Genomic DNA, 14048 nt, shown 5'->3' with positions numbered 1-14048 from the left:
TCAGTCACTCCCCTGCAGGTCGCTGTCCTCGGCGCGGGCCAGGCGCTCGCGCTCGGCCCGCATGGTCTGGGCGGCCTGGCGGCGCTGGGCCCGCACGCGGCGGCGCAGCTCGCGCCACAGCTCGCGTTCGGCGGCCCGGTCGGCCCGGCGGTGCTCGCGCAGCCGCCTGCGGCCCAGGCGGATGCGTCCGCGCAGCTCCTGCACCTGGGCGGTCATGGTCTCCGCCCGGTCGCTGAGACGGCGCATGGTCTCCTGGGACTGCTCATCGATCCCGCTCTCCTCGACCTCGACCTCGTAGCGGGCCAGCTCGGCCTGGGCGCGGGCGATCTCGGCCTTGATGCGGGCCTGCTCGGCCAGCTCCTGGGCGTCGGCCGCGGCGATGGTCGCCTGGAGCTCCGCCCGCTGGCGCCGGATGTCGGCCTTGAGGCGGCGGCGTTCGCGCACGAAGCGCCGGCGCAGCGCGCGGCGGCCCTCGCCCTGGACGATCCGGAGGTCCTCGGCGTCGTCCTGGACCTCGTCGTTGCCCTCCAGCTGCCAGCTCCGGTAGGCCATGGCGAGCAGGAACGCCGTCACACCCAGGGTGATGACGATGGCCGTCAGGATCATCGCCTGCGGCAGCGGGTCGGTCATCTCGTGCGGTTCGCTGAACCACAGCACCGGGGGCCCGCCCATGGTCCCGGCCATGGCCAGGATCATCAGGTTGACGCCGTTGCTGAGCACGATGAAGCCGAGCAGCACCCGGCTGAGGCTGCGCTCCAGCAGGAGCACCACCCCGACCGCGACGAGCACGCCGATCAGCAGGACGAGGGTGAGGCTGGGCGAATCGTTCACGAGGTGACCTCCTCGGCGGGCTCGGGGGCGCCGGGCCGGGCGGTCGCCCGGGCCCGGGCCGCGTCCCGCTCGATCTGCTCGTCGATGCGGGCGCCGAGACTGCGCAGGATGTCCAGGATCAGGCCGATGACCAGCAGGTACACCCCGATGTCGAAGAAGAGGGACACGGTGATGTGCGGTTCGCCCAGGATCCACAGGTTCACGTAGAAGTCCCCGCCCGCGAGGACCTCGTCGCCGAAGATCGCGCCGCCGATCGCGACGCCCGTGGAGATGGCCAGGCCCAGGCCGATCAGCACGCCGGGCTGCACCCACGCGGTGTTGTACAGCTCGTACCGGCCGCCCGCCAGGTACCGGACGATGAACGCCAGGCCGGCGACGATGCCGCCCGCGAAGCCGCCGCCGACCGCGCCGTGCCCGGTCAGCAGCAGGTACACGGAGATCACCATGATCACCGGGAACAGGAAGCGCGAGACCACCTCGAAGATGACCGACCGGCGCTCGGTGGGCAGCGCGTCCGCGCCCGGGAGCCAGGTGTGGTTCCACTGGGGCTTGACGTGCAGGCTCTCCGGGGCCATCCGCAGCCCGCCCAGGTCGATCCGGGTCCGGCCCTCGGCGGGCTCCTGGCCCGCGGACGTGACCGACACGGCCATCACGCCGCCGGGCGCCTTGCGCGGCTGGGTGCGGCGGACGAACATCAGGCTGGCCACACCGGCGGCCGCGGCGACGAGCACGGAGATCTCGCCCATGGTGTCCCAGGATCGGACGTCCACCAGCAGCACGGAGATGATGTTGTAGCCGCCGGCCTCCTTGGCGGCCTCCGGGTACAGCTCGGAGATCGACGTCTCCTGGCGGCCCGCCAGGGCGAACCAGGTCATGGCGGCGACCAGGGTGCCGGTGGAGACGCCGATGGCCAGGTTCCACACCCGGCGGCCCTTGAGCGCGGGCGCCGAGAAGTGGCTGGGGAAGCGGCGCAGCACCAGGACGAAGACCACCAGGCTGACGGTCTCGACCAGGAACTGGGTGAGCGCGAGGTCCGGGGCGCCCAGCAGGTAGAACATGGCCGCCATGCCGTAGCCGCCGGTGCCGACGAGGATCACCGCGAACAGGCGCCGCCGCATGAACAGGGTCAGCAGGGCGGTGGCGGCGATGATCACGGCCGGGATGATCTGGATCGGCGTGTCCCACAGGCGGACCGGCGGGTAGTCGCCGTCCCAGATGGGCTCGGAGATGACCCAGTACCCGGCCACGACGACCAGGCTGACCAGGATGGTGCCGAGGTAGACCGGCAGCGAACCGCGCTGGGTGCTACCGGTGACCTGGAGGGCCAGGTTCTCCAGCCCGGCGAGCATCCGCCGGTAGACCCGGTCGGGGTCGACCACCGAGGCGCGGGTGCCGATCCAGACGACCGTGCTGCGGACCCGGAACAGCAGGAAGCCGCCGGCGAGGCAGACCGCGGACAGCAGCAGCGGCAGCTCGAAGCCGTGCCACAGGGCCAGGTGCGTCTCGTAGGCGCCGGGCGCGAGCGGAACGGAGTCGGCGTACAGCGCGAGCAGCGGGTCGATCCAGGACGAGAGCGGTCCGCCGAGCAGGCTCAGGCCCGCCATCAGCGCCGCCGGGGCCAGGAACAGCGGCCCGGGGCCGTGCACCGGGGTGGGTGCCACGTCCGGCTTGTCGAAGAACGCGCCCCACAGGAAACGCAGGGTGTAGGCGACCGTGAGGGTGGAGCCGACGACCATGCCGACGAGCACGACGGTGTCGGCGACACCGCCCTCGTAGGCGCCGAAGGCCAGCTCCTTGGCGGCGAAGCCCAGCATGGGCGGCAGGCCGGCCATGGAGGCCAGGGCTAGCACCGACGTCCAGAAGGTGCCCGGCATGGACTTGCGCAGCCCCGAGAGCTCGCGCAGGTCGCGGGTCCCGGTGCCGTGGTCGATGATGCCGACCACGAGGAACAGGGGGGCCTTGAACAGCGAGTGCGCGATGAGCATGGAGATGCCGGCCAGGGCCGCGGCCCGGGTGCCGGTGCCCAGCAGGGCGATGAGGAAGCCGAGCTGGCTGATGGTGCCGTAGGCCAGGACCAGCTTGAGGTCGTACTGGCGCAGCGCCTTCCAGCCGCCCAGGACCATGGTGAGCACGCCGAAGCCCAGGGCCATCGAGGTCCACACGGCGGAGTCGGGGAACGCCGGGGTGAGGCGGGCGACCAGGTAGACGCCCGCCTTGACCATCGCCGCCGCGTGCAGGTAGCCGGAGACCGGCGTGGGCGCGCGCATGGCGGCGGGGAGCCACAGGCTGAAGGGGAACAGGGCGGACTTGGACATCGCGCCGACCATGATCAGGCCCAGGGCCACCTCGATGAGGACGCCCTCGGGGGGAGCGGCGACGATCTCGGAGATGACGTAGGTCCCGGCGGTCTCGCCGAGCATGATCATGCCGACGAGCATGGTGAGCCCGCCGAAGGTGGTGACGGTCAGGGCCGTCATGGCCGAGCGGCGGCTCTCCTTCAGCTCCGTGCTGTGCCCGATGAGCAGGTAGGAGAAGACCGTGGTCAGCTCCCAGTACACGAACAGCTGGATGAGGTCGTCGGCCAGGACGAGGCCGAGCATGGCCCCGGCGAAGGCGACGAACACGCCCGCGAACCGGCCCAGGCCGGGCTCGGAGTCGCTGAAGTAGCGCGCGCAGTAGACCAGGATCAGGGTGCCCACGCCGGCGGCGATGAGGGTCATCACCAGGCCGAGGACGTCCATGTGCAGGCCCAGGCGCAGGGAGAACGCGGGGGCCCATTCGACGGAGCCGGAGAGCGCCCCGCCGCCGAGGATGGTGGGGAGCTGGAAGAGGGCCCAGACGGTGGCGGCACCGGGCACGACGGCCAGGGCGAGGAACGCGTTACGGCCCCACAGCCGGACCAGTAAGGGCGCGATCGCCGCTGCGATGAAATGCGCGATCAGCACTGTTGTCAATGCGCCCCTCCCGGATTGGTCCGGGCCCGCCCGGTGTTTCGGGCGGACGTCCGCTGCCCCCAGCAGCAGACCGATTCGCCCACAACCGGATGCGTGGACGGGGTGTCACTACGGTGTGAGGGGGCAAGGATCTACGTAACTTGTGTGCACAGGCTATTTAATAGCTAGACTACACAAACGTCAAACCACCGCGCGGACCGGACCGGCCCCGCGGTGCCCGTCCAGCCTGCGAGGAACGTTTCGTGTCCGACGAGACCCTTGAGTCCGGCGCCGAGCGGCTCTGTGCCTCCGACAGCGGCGCCGCGGCCGAGCGCACCCGCGAGTCCGAAGGTGTCGGTCCCGAGCGCCATGTCGGGCTCGAGGAGTTCCAGCGCGCCTGGACGGAGCTGATCAACGCGGCGATCCACGCCCGTTCCCGCAGCGGACACGGGCCCCGGGGGGCCGACGACCTCACCCTCACCCAGGCCCTCCTCATGGAAGCCGTCCGCGGGCTGGACAACCCCAGCGTAGGTGCGGTGGCCCAGGTGGTGGGGGTCTCCTCCCCCTCCGCCACTCGCATGATCCAACAGCTCGAACGCAAGGGCATGATGGCGCGCCGCAGGTCGGAGCGGGACGAACGGAGCACGGTGGTGGCCATCACCGAGGAGGGTGAGAAAGTGCTCGCCCACCGCCGCCGCAACATGGAGGCCAAACAGCGGCGCGTGTTCGAGGCGATCCGGCCCTCCCTGCGCCCCGTCGTCCTGGAGCTGCTGCGCGATCTGCGCGAGGCCGTGGACGACGCCTGAGGGGCGGCCCGGGATATCCGGGCGTTCCTTTCCGGCTTCTCCTTCCGTTCCCATTCACCTGCCCTTACGGTCTGCCGTCGGCAGATCTGCCACAGGCCGAAACAGTGGCGGCCGTTGCGGCCCGCCGCGCAGTGTGGAGACACGGCCGGTGCGGGCGAGGGATCCGCGCCAGTGGCCGGGAAGGGAAGGGGCCACTCCATGCCGATGACCCGAACCAGGGCCGCGGCCTCGCACGAGGGCGAGGGCGGGGCGTTCGACGACCAGCTGTCCGCCCGCCTGCTGCGCAGCCGCATCGTGCTGCTGGGCACCCAGGTCGACGAGACCAGCGCCAACCGGGTCTGCGCGCAGATCCTGCTGCTCGCCGACGAGGACCCGCACAAGGACATCACCCTGGCCATCAACAGCCCCGGCGGCGTCGTCTCCGCCGGACTGGCCATCTACGACACCATGAACTTCGTGCCCAACGACGTGTCCACCCTGGTCATGGGGTTCGCGGCGAGCATGGGGCAGTTCCTGGCCTGCACCGGGACCCACGGCAAGCGGTACAGCCTGCCGCACGCCCGCATCATGATGCACCAGCCCTCCGGCGGGCTCGGCGGCACCGCCGCCGACATCGCGATCCAGGCCGAGAACCTGGCGCACACCAAGCAGACGATGATCCGGCTCATCGCCGAGCACACCGGGCAGAGCGAGGAGACCATCTCCCGCGACCAGCACCGGGACGCCTGGTTCACCGCGCAGGAGGCCAAGGAGTACGGGTTCGTCGACCACGTGGTCACGTCCCTGTCGGAGATCAACGGCACCGGCATCCGGCTGGGCGCGGGCGCCCCCGGGTTCGTCCGGAGCGAAGCGGAGGCCGTGCGATGAGCGGGCGCTACACGGTCCCCATGGTCGTCGAGCGCACGCCCCGGGGCGAGCGGTCCTTCGACGTGTTCAGCCGGCTGCTGTCGGAGCGGATCATCTTCCTGGGCACGCCCATCGACGACGACGTCGCCAACGTGGTGATGGCGCAGATGCTGCACCTGGACCACGAGTCCGCGGACACCGACATCCAGCTCTACATCAACTCGCCGGGCGGCTCCAACACCGCCCTCACGGCCATCTACGACACCATGCGGTTCGTCCGCGCCGACGTCGCCACGGTGTGCATGGGGCAGGCCGCGTCGGCCGCCGCGGTGCTGCTCGCCGCGGGGGCGCCCGGCAAGCGCCGGGCCCTGGAGCACGCGCGGGTGCTGCTGCACCAGCCCTCGGGGGAGGGTCAGGGGGTGGCCGCCGACCTGGAGATCCAGGCGGCGGAGATCCTGCGGGTCCGCTCCCAGGTGGAGGAGATCCTGGCCCGGCACACCGGGCAGACGCAGGAGCGGCTGCGGGCCGACACGGACCGGGACAAGATCTTCACCGCCCACCAGGCGAAGGAGTACGGGCTGGTGGACGCGGTCATCAGCACCCGGGAGGCGGTCCCGGCGTGAGCCGGGCCGGTCGGGGCCGCGCCGCGGCCCCGACCGGGCGGCGCGGGATCAGGCGGCCAGGGACACCGACAGTACGGAGACGGAGGCCGTCGCCCGGGGCGCGGCGGCCGGGGCGTAGGAACCGGTCCGGCCGCCGAGCGGCCGCGGTATCGCCATGACCGTCTCGCGGTGGAGTTCGGCCAGCACGTCGGTGAGGGACAGCCCCAGGGAGCGGTAGACCGCGGCCAGGACCTCCGAGGACGCCTCCTTGCGGCCGCGTTCGATCTCGGACAGGTACGGGAGCGAGACCTGGGCGTCCTCGGCCACCTCACGCAGGGTCCGGCCCTGCTCGACACGGGTCCGGCGCAGCAGGCCGCCGATGAGGTCGCGCATCAGGGGCTCGGGCCCGGGGGCCCGGTCGGTGCCCCTGCGGGCCTCGTCCAGGGAGCGCAGGACATCGGTCATCGGGGCCTCCGGTCTCGTGCTCGGGATGCGCACTGGTCCTCCCCGCAGCCTACGCCCGCCGCCGCGGGCGGGGGAGGGACGTCCCCCGCCTTCTGCGGACGGCAGAACGGCGCTCCGGGGTCGGACCGTCACGGACGCGGTCTTCTCCGGCCGCCGCCGGGGTCGTTAGCCTGGTGCGGCCCGGTCGGCGGGCGCGGGAAGAGGGGGTCGGATGGGCGCGGACGACGGTGGCCGGCGGGAGCCGTCCGAACCCGGGTACGCCGGCGGTCTCGGCACCCGGCTGCGGGGGTGGATCGCCCTGTCCGTGTACGGCCTCGCCTGGGGCGCGGCCGCGCTCTTCATGCTCGCGGGCTCGCTGGCGGGCGGCCTGGACATGGGCCCCGGCGAGGTACTGGGCTTCGTACTGCTGTGCCTGGCGCTGGGGCCGCTGCTGCTGTGGGCCGCGGTCAAGCCGCTGTGCGCGCTGGGCCGCGGGCTGTCCGCGCGGGTCGGCGGGCACCGGGTGCTGTGGGCGCTGCTCCTGAGTGTGCTCGCGACGGCCGCCCTGGCCTGGGGCATCGGCGCCGGCCGGGGGACGGACGCCGTCGTGGGGGCCGCGGTGCTCGGAACGCTCACGCTGGCACCGTTCTCCGTCGTCTACGCCGCCCTGCGCCCGGCCGGCCCGGTGCGCCGCTCGCCGGTGGGCAAGTGGCTGCTGGCGGCCCTGCTGGCGTTCACCGGGCTGGGCGACCTGTGGGGCAGGGGCGGGATCGAGCCCACGCACCGGCGGTCCGACCTCGACTGGAACGGGAACCTCCGGGACGCCCGGTTCGACCCCGACCGGCCGCCGCCGCGCTGGGGCTGATTCCCCCTCGGGGAAGAAGGATTACCGCCAACCAGGCATAAAAGGTTCTTTTCCTTCGGGCTTGTGACGGATTCGTCGCTCTGAGAGAGGGAACGGTGGGGGTGTCCGACCCTTGGGAGGGACATTGGAGATCACCGGAATCATCAGCGCGATCGTCGTGGGCCTGATCATCGGAGCCCTCGGCAGACTCATCGTCCCGGGCAAGCAGCACCTGCCCATCTGGCTGACGCTGATCCTGGGCATCGTGGCGGCCTTCATCGGCGGTTGGATCGCCAGCTTCTTCACGACCATGTGGCTCATCGTCCTGATCGTCCAGATCCTGGTCGCGGCCGGGATCATCTACCTCGCCGACGGGATGTACGCCAAGAACGCCAGGGGGGCCGCCCCCTAGCCGGAGGGCGACCCCGATCTTTTCCGCTCGGGCCGCCGGGGCTACCCGGCGGCCCTCGGCACGTCCACCGTCCGGCCCTCGCGCAGGGCGGTCTCGGCGGCCTCCAGGACCGCGACCACCTCGCGGCCGAACCGCACGTCCAGAGGGTCGCCGGGGGTCCCCTCCACTTGGGCGGCCAGCCGGTCGACCGCCACCTGGAAGGCCTCCACCGCGGACCTGTCGCCATTCGGCACCCCGGCCCGGCCCGCCTCGCCGAACAGGACCACCTCGAAGCCCTGCGCCTTCTCCGGGGCGTCCAGGGTGACCGAGAACGTGCCCACGGCACCGCCCCGGTGGCGGGTGAGCAGGTGGACGGTGTCACTGGGGCCGGCCATCGCGGCCACGGCCTCCACCGGCCCCAGCACCGGCAGCACCACCGACAGCACGTGCGGGCCCACGTCCCACAGGCCCCCCTTCTCCCGGCGCCACGGGGAGGCGCCGTAGGGGTTCCCCGGGCGGAAGATCGACGCGAACAGCGTCGCCCGCACCCCCTGCCAGCCGCCCCGCTCCGCGGATTCGCGCACGAAGGCGTCGATCCCGTCGGAGAAGCGGTTGGTGAAGAACACCATTGAGGCCAGCCCGCGCGCCTCGACCTCGGCGACGACCGCGTCGGCGGCCTCCGTGGTGAGCGCCAGCGGCTTGTCCAGCAGCAGGTGCTTTCCGGCGCGGGCCGCCCGCAGCGCCACGTCCGCCTGCACGTCCGGCGGCAGCGCCACGGCCACGGCGTCCACGTCCTCCAGCAGCGCGTCGAGGTCGGCGTAGGCCCGCGCGCCGTACCGGGCGGCGACCTTCTCCGCCTTCTCCGGGGCCCGGCCCCAGACCCCCACCAGCTCCGCCCCCGGGTGGGCGGCCAGCGCCGCCGCCTGTGTCTCGGCCGCCCAGTGGCCGGTACCCAGCAGCCCGAACCTCAGACCCATGTGCTCGCTCCTTCGTCCGTCTCGTGGCCGTCCGGCCCATTCTTCCTGGAAGCGCTCCCATGGTGCGGAGGCGGGGTCCCGGCCGCCGGATCGGCGGATAATGGGTGGCCGGTACCCCCTCACCCCCGGAGGACGAGCGGATGAACCCCGGACAGCAGCCTCCCCTGCCCACCGGCTTCCACCCCCTGCGGCCCGGGGACCCCCTGGTCGTGGGCCCGTTCCACCTGGTCGGCCTGCTCGGCGAGGGCGGCATGGGCACCGTCTACGGGGCCCTGGGCGGGGACGGGGAGCACGTGGCGCTGAAGGTGGTGCGCGACCGCCACGCCGCCGACCCCGTCTACCGGGAGCAGTTCGCCCGGGAGGCCGCGGTACTGGCCCGGGTGTCGGCCGAGTGCGCGCCCCGGTTCCTGGGCGCCGACCCGGGGGCCGAGCGGCCGTGGATGGCCACCGAGTTCGTCACCGGGCGCACCCTCACCGACCACCTGGCGCAGCTCGGACCGCTATCGGGGGAACGGCTGCTCGCCTTCGCCGCCGGTACCGCGGAGGCGCTGGCCGCGGTGCACGCCGCCGGGATCACGCACCGGGACGTCAAGCCCGCCAACGTCATCCTGTCGCCGGACGGGCCGAAGCTGCTCGACTTCGGCATCGCCCGCCTCACCGAGGACCCCTCCCCGGAGGAGGGGGTGTTCGGCAGTCCCGGCTGGATCGCGCCCGAGCGCCTGGCCGGGGAGGTCGGCACCCCCAAGGCGGACGTGTTCGCCTGGGGCGGCCTGGTGGTCCACGCGGCGACCGGGCACGGCCCGTTCGGACGGGGCGACACGGCGACGCTGCTCGCCCGGACCCGCCGCGGGGAGGTGGACGCGGAGGGGGTGCCGGACGAGCTGCTGCCGCTGGTCCTGCGGGCGCTGTCCCCCGACCCGGACGCGCGGCCGACGGCGTTCGAGGCCTTCGAGGAGCTGCTGGCGCTCGGCCGGACCGCGCCGGAACAGGACCCGCGGACCCGGCTGCGCGTTCTGCTCGCCGCGTCCTGGACCGGGTTCGAGGCCGTGCGCGGGCTCGGCCGGTGGGCCGCGGTGGCCGGGGCGCTGGGCGCGGCCACCGGATCGGCGGCGGCCGGGGCAGGGGCGACCGGAGCGGCGGGCGGCGGCGCCGCGGCCGGAACGGCCACCGGGGCCGGGGGCACGGCGACCGGCGGGGCCACGACGGCGACCGCCACGGCGAGCGCCGCGGCCGGCGGGGTGACCGGCGTCGGCAAGACGGTGGCGGCCGGAGCCGCCATCACGGTGCTCGTCGGGGCCGGCGCCTGGGTCGCGGGCCAGTGGTACGCGGACCGCGAGGAGGAGGGGCCGGTGGTCGAGGCCGCGGCCTCCGAGCCCGAGCCGAGCGGGGAGCCGGTCCAGGAGGTGGCCTACCGGGGGATGACCCTGGAGCTCCCCGAGGACTGGGGGGTGGAGCGTCGGACGTACTCCTTCGAGTACGTCCCCACCGGGGAGACCATCGAAGCGGAGAACGTGAGCCTGCGGACCCCCGAGGCCGACGCCGACTGCACGGCCGACGAGCAGGGGGAGACGCTCCACTGCCCGTCGGTCCGCCTGCTGGGGCCCGAGGCCGTCACCTACCGGCAGGGGCAGGCCCCCGTGGACGGGACGATGCCCTTCATGGGCGGCGGCCTCGACACCTGCCCGGCGGGGGCGGAGCCGCGCGGGGAGGGGGAGATCGAGGAGGTGACCGACGGCCTGGCGCCGGTGGGGGAGCGGACGGCCCACTACCGGGTGTGGGCGGTCCCCTGCTTCCCGGAGGGCGCGGGCACGGCGGAGGAGGACCTCCGCTGGTTCGAGCAGCGTTACTGGCTGCTGCCGGAGTCGGAGATCCTCATCGTGGACGACTACACGCACGAGGGGCTGGAGGAGATCCTGGCCGGGGCCGACCTCCCCGCCTGAGCCGGCCGGGGCCCGTCCCCCGCTCGCCCCCCGAGCCGTCGGAACCGGTGAGCGCCGGCGGGTCCGGAGGGACCCGGTTCAGGCGAGGCGTCGGGCGCCGGGGGAGGGGACGGTGGCGAAGAACGCCGGCTCGGCGAAGCCGCGCTCCTTGTAGGCGCCGCGGACCGCCTCGGCGCAGGCGTCGGCGCGCCCGGCCCCGACCAGGGCGATCACGCAGCCGCCGAACCCGCCGCCGGTGATGCGCGCGCCCAGCGCGCCCGCGGCCAGGGCGGCGTCCACGGCGGTGTCCACCTCCGGGACGCTCACCTCGTAGTCGTCGCGCAGGGAGGCGTGCGAGGCGGTCAGCAGCGGTCCGACCGCGGCCACCGCGCCCGCCCGCAGCAGGTCCACGGCCTCCAGCACCCGGGCGTTCTCGGTGACCACGTGGCGCACCCGGCGCCGGGTGCGGTCGTCGGGCAGGGCGGCCAGCGCGGCGGGCAGGTCGGTGACGTCGCGCAGCGCGCTGACCCCCAGCAGCCGGGCGGCCTCCTCGCAGCTGCGGCGGCGGTCGGCGTAGGCGCCGTCCACCAGCCGGTGCGGGGCGCGGGTGTCCACCACCAGCAGGGTCAGCCCACGCGAGGCAGGGTCGAAGGGCACGTGCTCGGCGGCCAGGGTGCGGGTGTCCAGGAACAGGGCGTGCCCCCCGCGGGCCAGCATCGACGCCGACTGATCCATGATCCCGCAGGGCATGCCGACGAAGCCGTTCTCGGCCCGCTGGGCCAGCAGGGCCGTCTCCTCCGGGGCAGGGGGCGCGTCCCCGGCGGCGGCGAGCAGGGTCGCGCACACCAGGGCGGCGGAGGAGGACAGGCCCGCCCCGGAGGGGACGTCCCCGTCCACGTACAGGTCCAGGCCGCCCGCGGGGCGCCCCGTGTCCGCCAGCGCCCACAGCGCGCCCGCCGGGTACGCGGCCCAGCCCGCCACGGTCCCCGGTTCCGGGAGGGCGTCGGCCTCGAAGGCCTCCGGGGCCTGCGCGGACCGGAACCGCAGCCGCCCGTCGGCGCGGGGCGCCGCCGCGACCGTCACCGCGTGGGGGAGGGCGACGGGCAGCACGAACCCGTCGTTGTAGTCGGTGTGCTCGCCGATGACGTTGATGCGCCCCGGCGCCCGCCACACCCCGGCCGGGCCGTAGCCGAACGCCGCGCGGAACCCCCGCGCCGCGGCGCTCACGCCGGCTCCCGGACGGTGTCGCGGCGGCCGGGGACCGGGCCGCCGGGCGCGGAGCCGGACGGCGCGGCGGCCGCCCCGTTCCCCGAGGTCCCGGAGCCCGCGGTGGGGGTCGGTCTCACGGCGCGGCCTCCCTGAGGCGGCGGGCGACGGTCTCAGGCGCGACGTCGTTGACGAACACCCCCATGCCGGATTCGGTCCCCGCCAGGTACTTGAGCCTGTCGGGCGCGCGGCGCACGGAGAACACCTCCAGGCGCAGCCGGGACAGGTCGCGGCCGGTGCGCACGGGGGCCTGGTGCCAGGCCGAGATGTAGGGCAACGGCAGGCCGAACAGGCGGTCCAGCCGGCGCAGCACGTCCAGGTACAGCGGTCCGAAGCCGTCGCGTTCGGCGTCGGTGAGTGCGGGCAGGTCGGGCACCGGGCGGTGCGGGTAGAAGTGGACCTCCACCGGCCAGCGGGCGGCCGCCGGGACGAACGCCGTCCAGTGCTCGCCGCGGGCGACCACCCGCAGCCCCGCCTCCTGTTCGGCGCGCAGGACGTCGGCGAACAGGTCGCGGCCGGTGCGTTCGCGGTGGGCCCGTGCCGAGTCCAGGATCCGCCGCGTGCGCGGTGTGACGAAGGGGAGCGCGTAGATCTGCCCGTGCGGGTGGGGCAGGGTCACCCCGATCTCCGCTCCCCGGTTCTCGAAGCAGTACACCTGCTCCGTGCCGGGCAGGGCGGACAGCGCGCGGGTGCGCCGCGTCCACGCCTCCAGGACGGTGCGCACCCGGCGGGGCGTGAGGTCGGCGAAGGAGGCGTTGTGGTCGGGGCCGAACACCACCACCTCGCAGCGCCCGGTGCCCGGACGCCGGGACCGCTCCACCTCGCCGACGTCGTCGAGGACGCGGCCGCCATCCGCGGCCAGGGAGGGGAAGCGGTTCTCGAACACCACCACGTCGTAGTCGCCGGCGGGGACCTCGGTGGCGCGGTCGGCGGTGGACGGGCACAGCGGGCAGGCGTCGGCGGCCGGCATGTGGGTGCGGCCCTGGCGGTGGGAGGCGATGACCACCCACTCGCGCAGCAGCGGGTCGAAGCGCAGCTCCGAGGCCGTGGAGAGGGGCGGCAGGTCGCGCCGGTCGGGCTCGGGGACGCGGGGCGGGGCGCCGTCCTCGTCGAAGTACACGATCTCGCGCCCGTCGGCCAGCCTGGCCGGGGTGACGCGGACGCCGTCGGCGGCGGTCCGGCTCATGCCGGGTCCTCCTTCTCCGTCTGCGGGGCGCGGGCCCCGGCGAGGACGAGGCGGCCCACGCGCTCGCCGAGCACCTCGCGGGCCCGGGGGGCGAGCCCGTCGTCGGTGACGAGCACGTCGCAGCGGTCCAGGTGCACGATGGTGCTGATGCCGACGGTGCCCCACTTGCTGTGGTCGGCGGCCACCACGAGGGTCCCCGCCGCCTCCACCAGGGCCCGGTCGGTCTCGGCCTCCAGGAGGTTGGGCGTGGTGAATCCGGCGCGCTCCTGCATGCCGTGCACGCCCAGGACGAGCAGGTCCAGGTTCAGCCCCCGGATGGAGGCGAGCGCCAGCGGGCCGACCAGCGCGTCGGAGGGGGTGCGGAAGCCGCCGGTGAGGGCGACCGTCCGGTCCGGGCGCGCGGCCCGGTGGAACACCTCGGCCACCGGCAGGGAGTTGGTGACGACGGTCAGCCCCGGGGTGTCGACCAGGTGCTCTGCGACCAGCGCGGTGGTGGTGCCGCCGGACAGCCCGACCGCCGCGTGCGGGGGTACGAGCCCGGCGACGGCGCGGGCGATCGCGCGCTTCTCGTCCCCCTGGAGGGCGGACTTGGCTGCGAACCCGGGCTCCTCGGTGCGGGCCCGGGCGACGGCTCCGCCGTGCACCTTGCGCAGGGCGCCCCGCGCCTCCAGGGCGTCCAGGTCGCGGCGGACGGTCATGTCCGACACCGCGAGGCTCTCGACCAGGTCCGCGACCCGGACCGCGCCGGTGCTCCGGATCCGTTCGAGGATCAGCTCCTGCCGTTGGGCGGCCAGCATCGCTTCTCCTCGGCCGGTGGAAAATGTTCGATCCCGTTGGGAACTGTGGACCACGGGCCGTTGGAGTGTCAACAACGGGGAAGAGAACGCTCCACGGCCCCGCTTCCGTGTCGGAAGGCGTTGGATCGTGTCGGCCGGTGTATTGACAGCCGGCGAACCCGGAACCGAGCATGTGGGGGCCGCCCCAGCGACCCCCGGAGGACCGC

At 74.1% G+C, this 14048-nt stretch carries 14 protein-coding genes; 6 read left to right on the top strand and 8 right to left on the bottom strand.

Going from position 1 to position 14048, the window contains the following annotated elements:
- Positions 1-831 carry a Na(+)/H(+) antiporter subunit C gene (locus KGD84_RS29260; protein WP_220563546.1) on the bottom strand — a complete coding sequence of 277 codons (831 nt, stop codon included), beginning with the start codon at positions 829-831 and terminating at the stop codon, positions 1-3.
- Complete coding sequence (locus KGD84_RS29255) at positions 828-3776, bottom strand: Na+/H+ antiporter subunit A (RefSeq protein ID WP_220565370.1); 2949 nt, start codon at positions 3774-3776, stop codon at positions 828-830. Before KGD84_RS29255 ends, KGD84_RS29260 begins: the two co-directional genes overlap by 4 nt.
- A 395-nt stretch (positions 3777-4171) precedes the next feature.
- Here KGD84_RS29255 and KGD84_RS29250 point away from each other — a divergent pair, with 395 nt between their 5' ends.
- From KGD84_RS29250 to KGD84_RS29240, 3 genes are all read left to right on the top strand, one after another.
- Complete coding sequence (locus KGD84_RS29250) at positions 4172-4570, top strand: MarR family transcriptional regulator (RefSeq protein WP_370634670.1); 399 nt, start codon at positions 4172-4174, stop codon at positions 4568-4570.
- Positions 4571-4774: 204 nt separating this feature from the next.
- On the top strand, positions 4775-5437 hold the full coding sequence (locus tag KGD84_RS29245) for a ClpP family protease (protein WP_220565369.1): 663 nt from the start codon (positions 4775-4777) through the stop codon (positions 5435-5437).
- Positions 5434-6039 carry an ATP-dependent Clp protease proteolytic subunit gene (locus KGD84_RS29240; RefSeq protein ID WP_220563544.1) on the top strand — a complete coding sequence of 202 codons (606 nt, stop codon included), beginning with the start codon at positions 5434-5436 and terminating at the stop codon, positions 6037-6039. Before KGD84_RS29245 ends, KGD84_RS29240 begins: the two co-directional genes overlap by 4 nt.
- A 48-nt stretch (positions 6040-6087) precedes the next feature.
- On the opposite strand, the gene KGD84_RS29235 is transcribed toward KGD84_RS29240, so the two are convergent.
- Positions 6088-6483, bottom strand: a complete 396-nt coding sequence (locus KGD84_RS29235) for a helix-turn-helix domain-containing protein (RefSeq protein ID WP_220563543.1) — start codon at positions 6481-6483, stop codon at positions 6088-6090.
- 211 nt (positions 6484-6694) lie between these two features.
- Here KGD84_RS29235 and KGD84_RS29230 point away from each other — a divergent pair, with 211 nt between their 5' ends.
- The gene (locus tag KGD84_RS29230) at positions 6695-7327 is read left to right on the top strand and encodes a hypothetical protein (protein WP_220563542.1); all 633 of its coding nucleotides are present in this window, start codon (positions 6695-6697) and stop codon (positions 7325-7327) included.
- A 124-nt stretch (positions 7328-7451) separates the two neighbouring features.
- Positions 7452-7718: a GlsB/YeaQ/YmgE family stress response membrane protein gene (locus KGD84_RS29225; protein ID WP_220563541.1), complete on the top strand. Its 267-nt coding sequence runs from the start codon at positions 7452-7454 to the stop codon at positions 7716-7718.
- Between the two features lie 41 nt (positions 7719-7759).
- Here the strand turns inward: KGD84_RS29225 and KGD84_RS29220 are convergent, their stop codons facing one another.
- Positions 7760-8674 carry a Gfo/Idh/MocA family protein gene (locus KGD84_RS29220; protein ID WP_220563540.1) on the bottom strand — a complete coding sequence of 305 codons (915 nt, stop codon included), beginning with the start codon at positions 8672-8674 and terminating at the stop codon, positions 7760-7762.
- 140 nt (positions 8675-8814) lie between these two features.
- Here KGD84_RS29220 and KGD84_RS29215 point away from each other — a divergent pair, with 140 nt between their 5' ends.
- Positions 8815-10614: a serine/threonine-protein kinase gene (locus KGD84_RS29215; protein WP_220563539.1), complete on the top strand. Its 1800-nt coding sequence runs from the start codon at positions 8815-8817 to the stop codon at positions 10612-10614.
- Between the two features lie 78 nt (positions 10615-10692).
- Here the strand turns inward: KGD84_RS29215 and galK are convergent, their stop codons facing one another.
- From galK to KGD84_RS29195, 4 genes are read right to left on the bottom strand one after another with little or no spacing between them, the layout of a single operon-like run.
- Positions 10693-11820, bottom strand: a complete 1128-nt coding sequence (gene galK, locus KGD84_RS29210) for a galactokinase (protein ID WP_220563538.1) — start codon at positions 11818-11820, stop codon at positions 10693-10695.
- Positions 11817-11939 carry a hypothetical protein gene (locus KGD84_RS29205; protein ID WP_255646862.1) on the bottom strand — a complete coding sequence of 41 codons (123 nt, stop codon included), beginning with the start codon at positions 11937-11939 and terminating at the stop codon, positions 11817-11819. Before KGD84_RS29205 ends, galK begins: the two co-directional genes overlap by 4 nt.
- On the bottom strand, positions 11936-13045 hold the full coding sequence (galT, locus tag KGD84_RS29200; protein WP_220563537.1) for a galactose-1-phosphate uridylyltransferase: 1110 nt from the start codon (positions 13043-13045) through the stop codon (positions 11936-11938). Before galT ends, KGD84_RS29205 begins: the two co-directional genes overlap by 4 nt.
- A complete protein-coding gene (locus KGD84_RS29195) occupies positions 13042-13842 on the bottom strand; it encodes a DeoR/GlpR family DNA-binding transcription regulator (protein WP_220563536.1) in 801 nt (266 codons plus the stop codon). Before KGD84_RS29195 ends, galT begins: the two co-directional genes overlap by 4 nt.
- Positions 13843-14048: the final 206 nt, after the last annotated feature.

This window comes from Nocardiopsis changdeensis (assembly GCF_018316655.1).
GTDB classification, from domain to species: Bacteria; Actinomycetota; Actinomycetes; order Streptosporangiales; family Streptosporangiaceae; genus Nocardiopsis; species Nocardiopsis changdeensis.
Note: the sequence above shows the minus strand (reverse complement) of the source record. Positions and strands in the feature narration are given on the sequence as shown.

Bases quoted from the DNA above. Each gene is read 5' to 3' on its own strand.
- KGD84_RS29245 (WP_220565369.1), top strand. From the start codon at position 4,775: ATGACCCGAACCAGGGCCGCGGCCTCGCACGAGGGCGAGGGCGGGGCG.
- KGD84_RS29240 (WP_220563544.1), top strand. From the start codon at position 5,434: ATGAGCGGGCGCTACACGGTCCCCATGGTCGTCGAGCGCACGCCCCGG.
- KGD84_RS29235 (WP_220563543.1), bottom strand. From the start codon at position 6,483: ATGACCGATGTCCTGCGCTCCCTGGACGAGGCCCGCAGGGGCACCGAC.
- KGD84_RS29230 (WP_220563542.1), top strand. From the start codon at position 6,695: ATGGGCGCGGACGACGGTGGCCGGCGGGAGCCGTCCGAACCCGGGTAC.
- KGD84_RS29220 (WP_220563540.1), bottom strand. From the start codon at position 8,674: ATGGGTCTGAGGTTCGGGCTGCTGGGTACCGGCCACTGGGCGGCCGAG.
- KGD84_RS29215 (WP_220563539.1), top strand. From the start codon at position 8,815: ATGAACCCCGGACAGCAGCCTCCCCTGCCCACCGGCTTCCACCCCCTG.
- galT (WP_220563537.1), bottom strand. From the start codon at position 13,045: ATGAGCCGGACCGCCGCCGACGGCGTCCGCGTCACCCCGGCCAGGCTG.
- KGD84_RS29195 (WP_220563536.1), bottom strand. From the start codon at position 13,842: ATGCTGGCCGCCCAACGGCAGGAGCTGATCCTCGAACGGATCCGGAGC.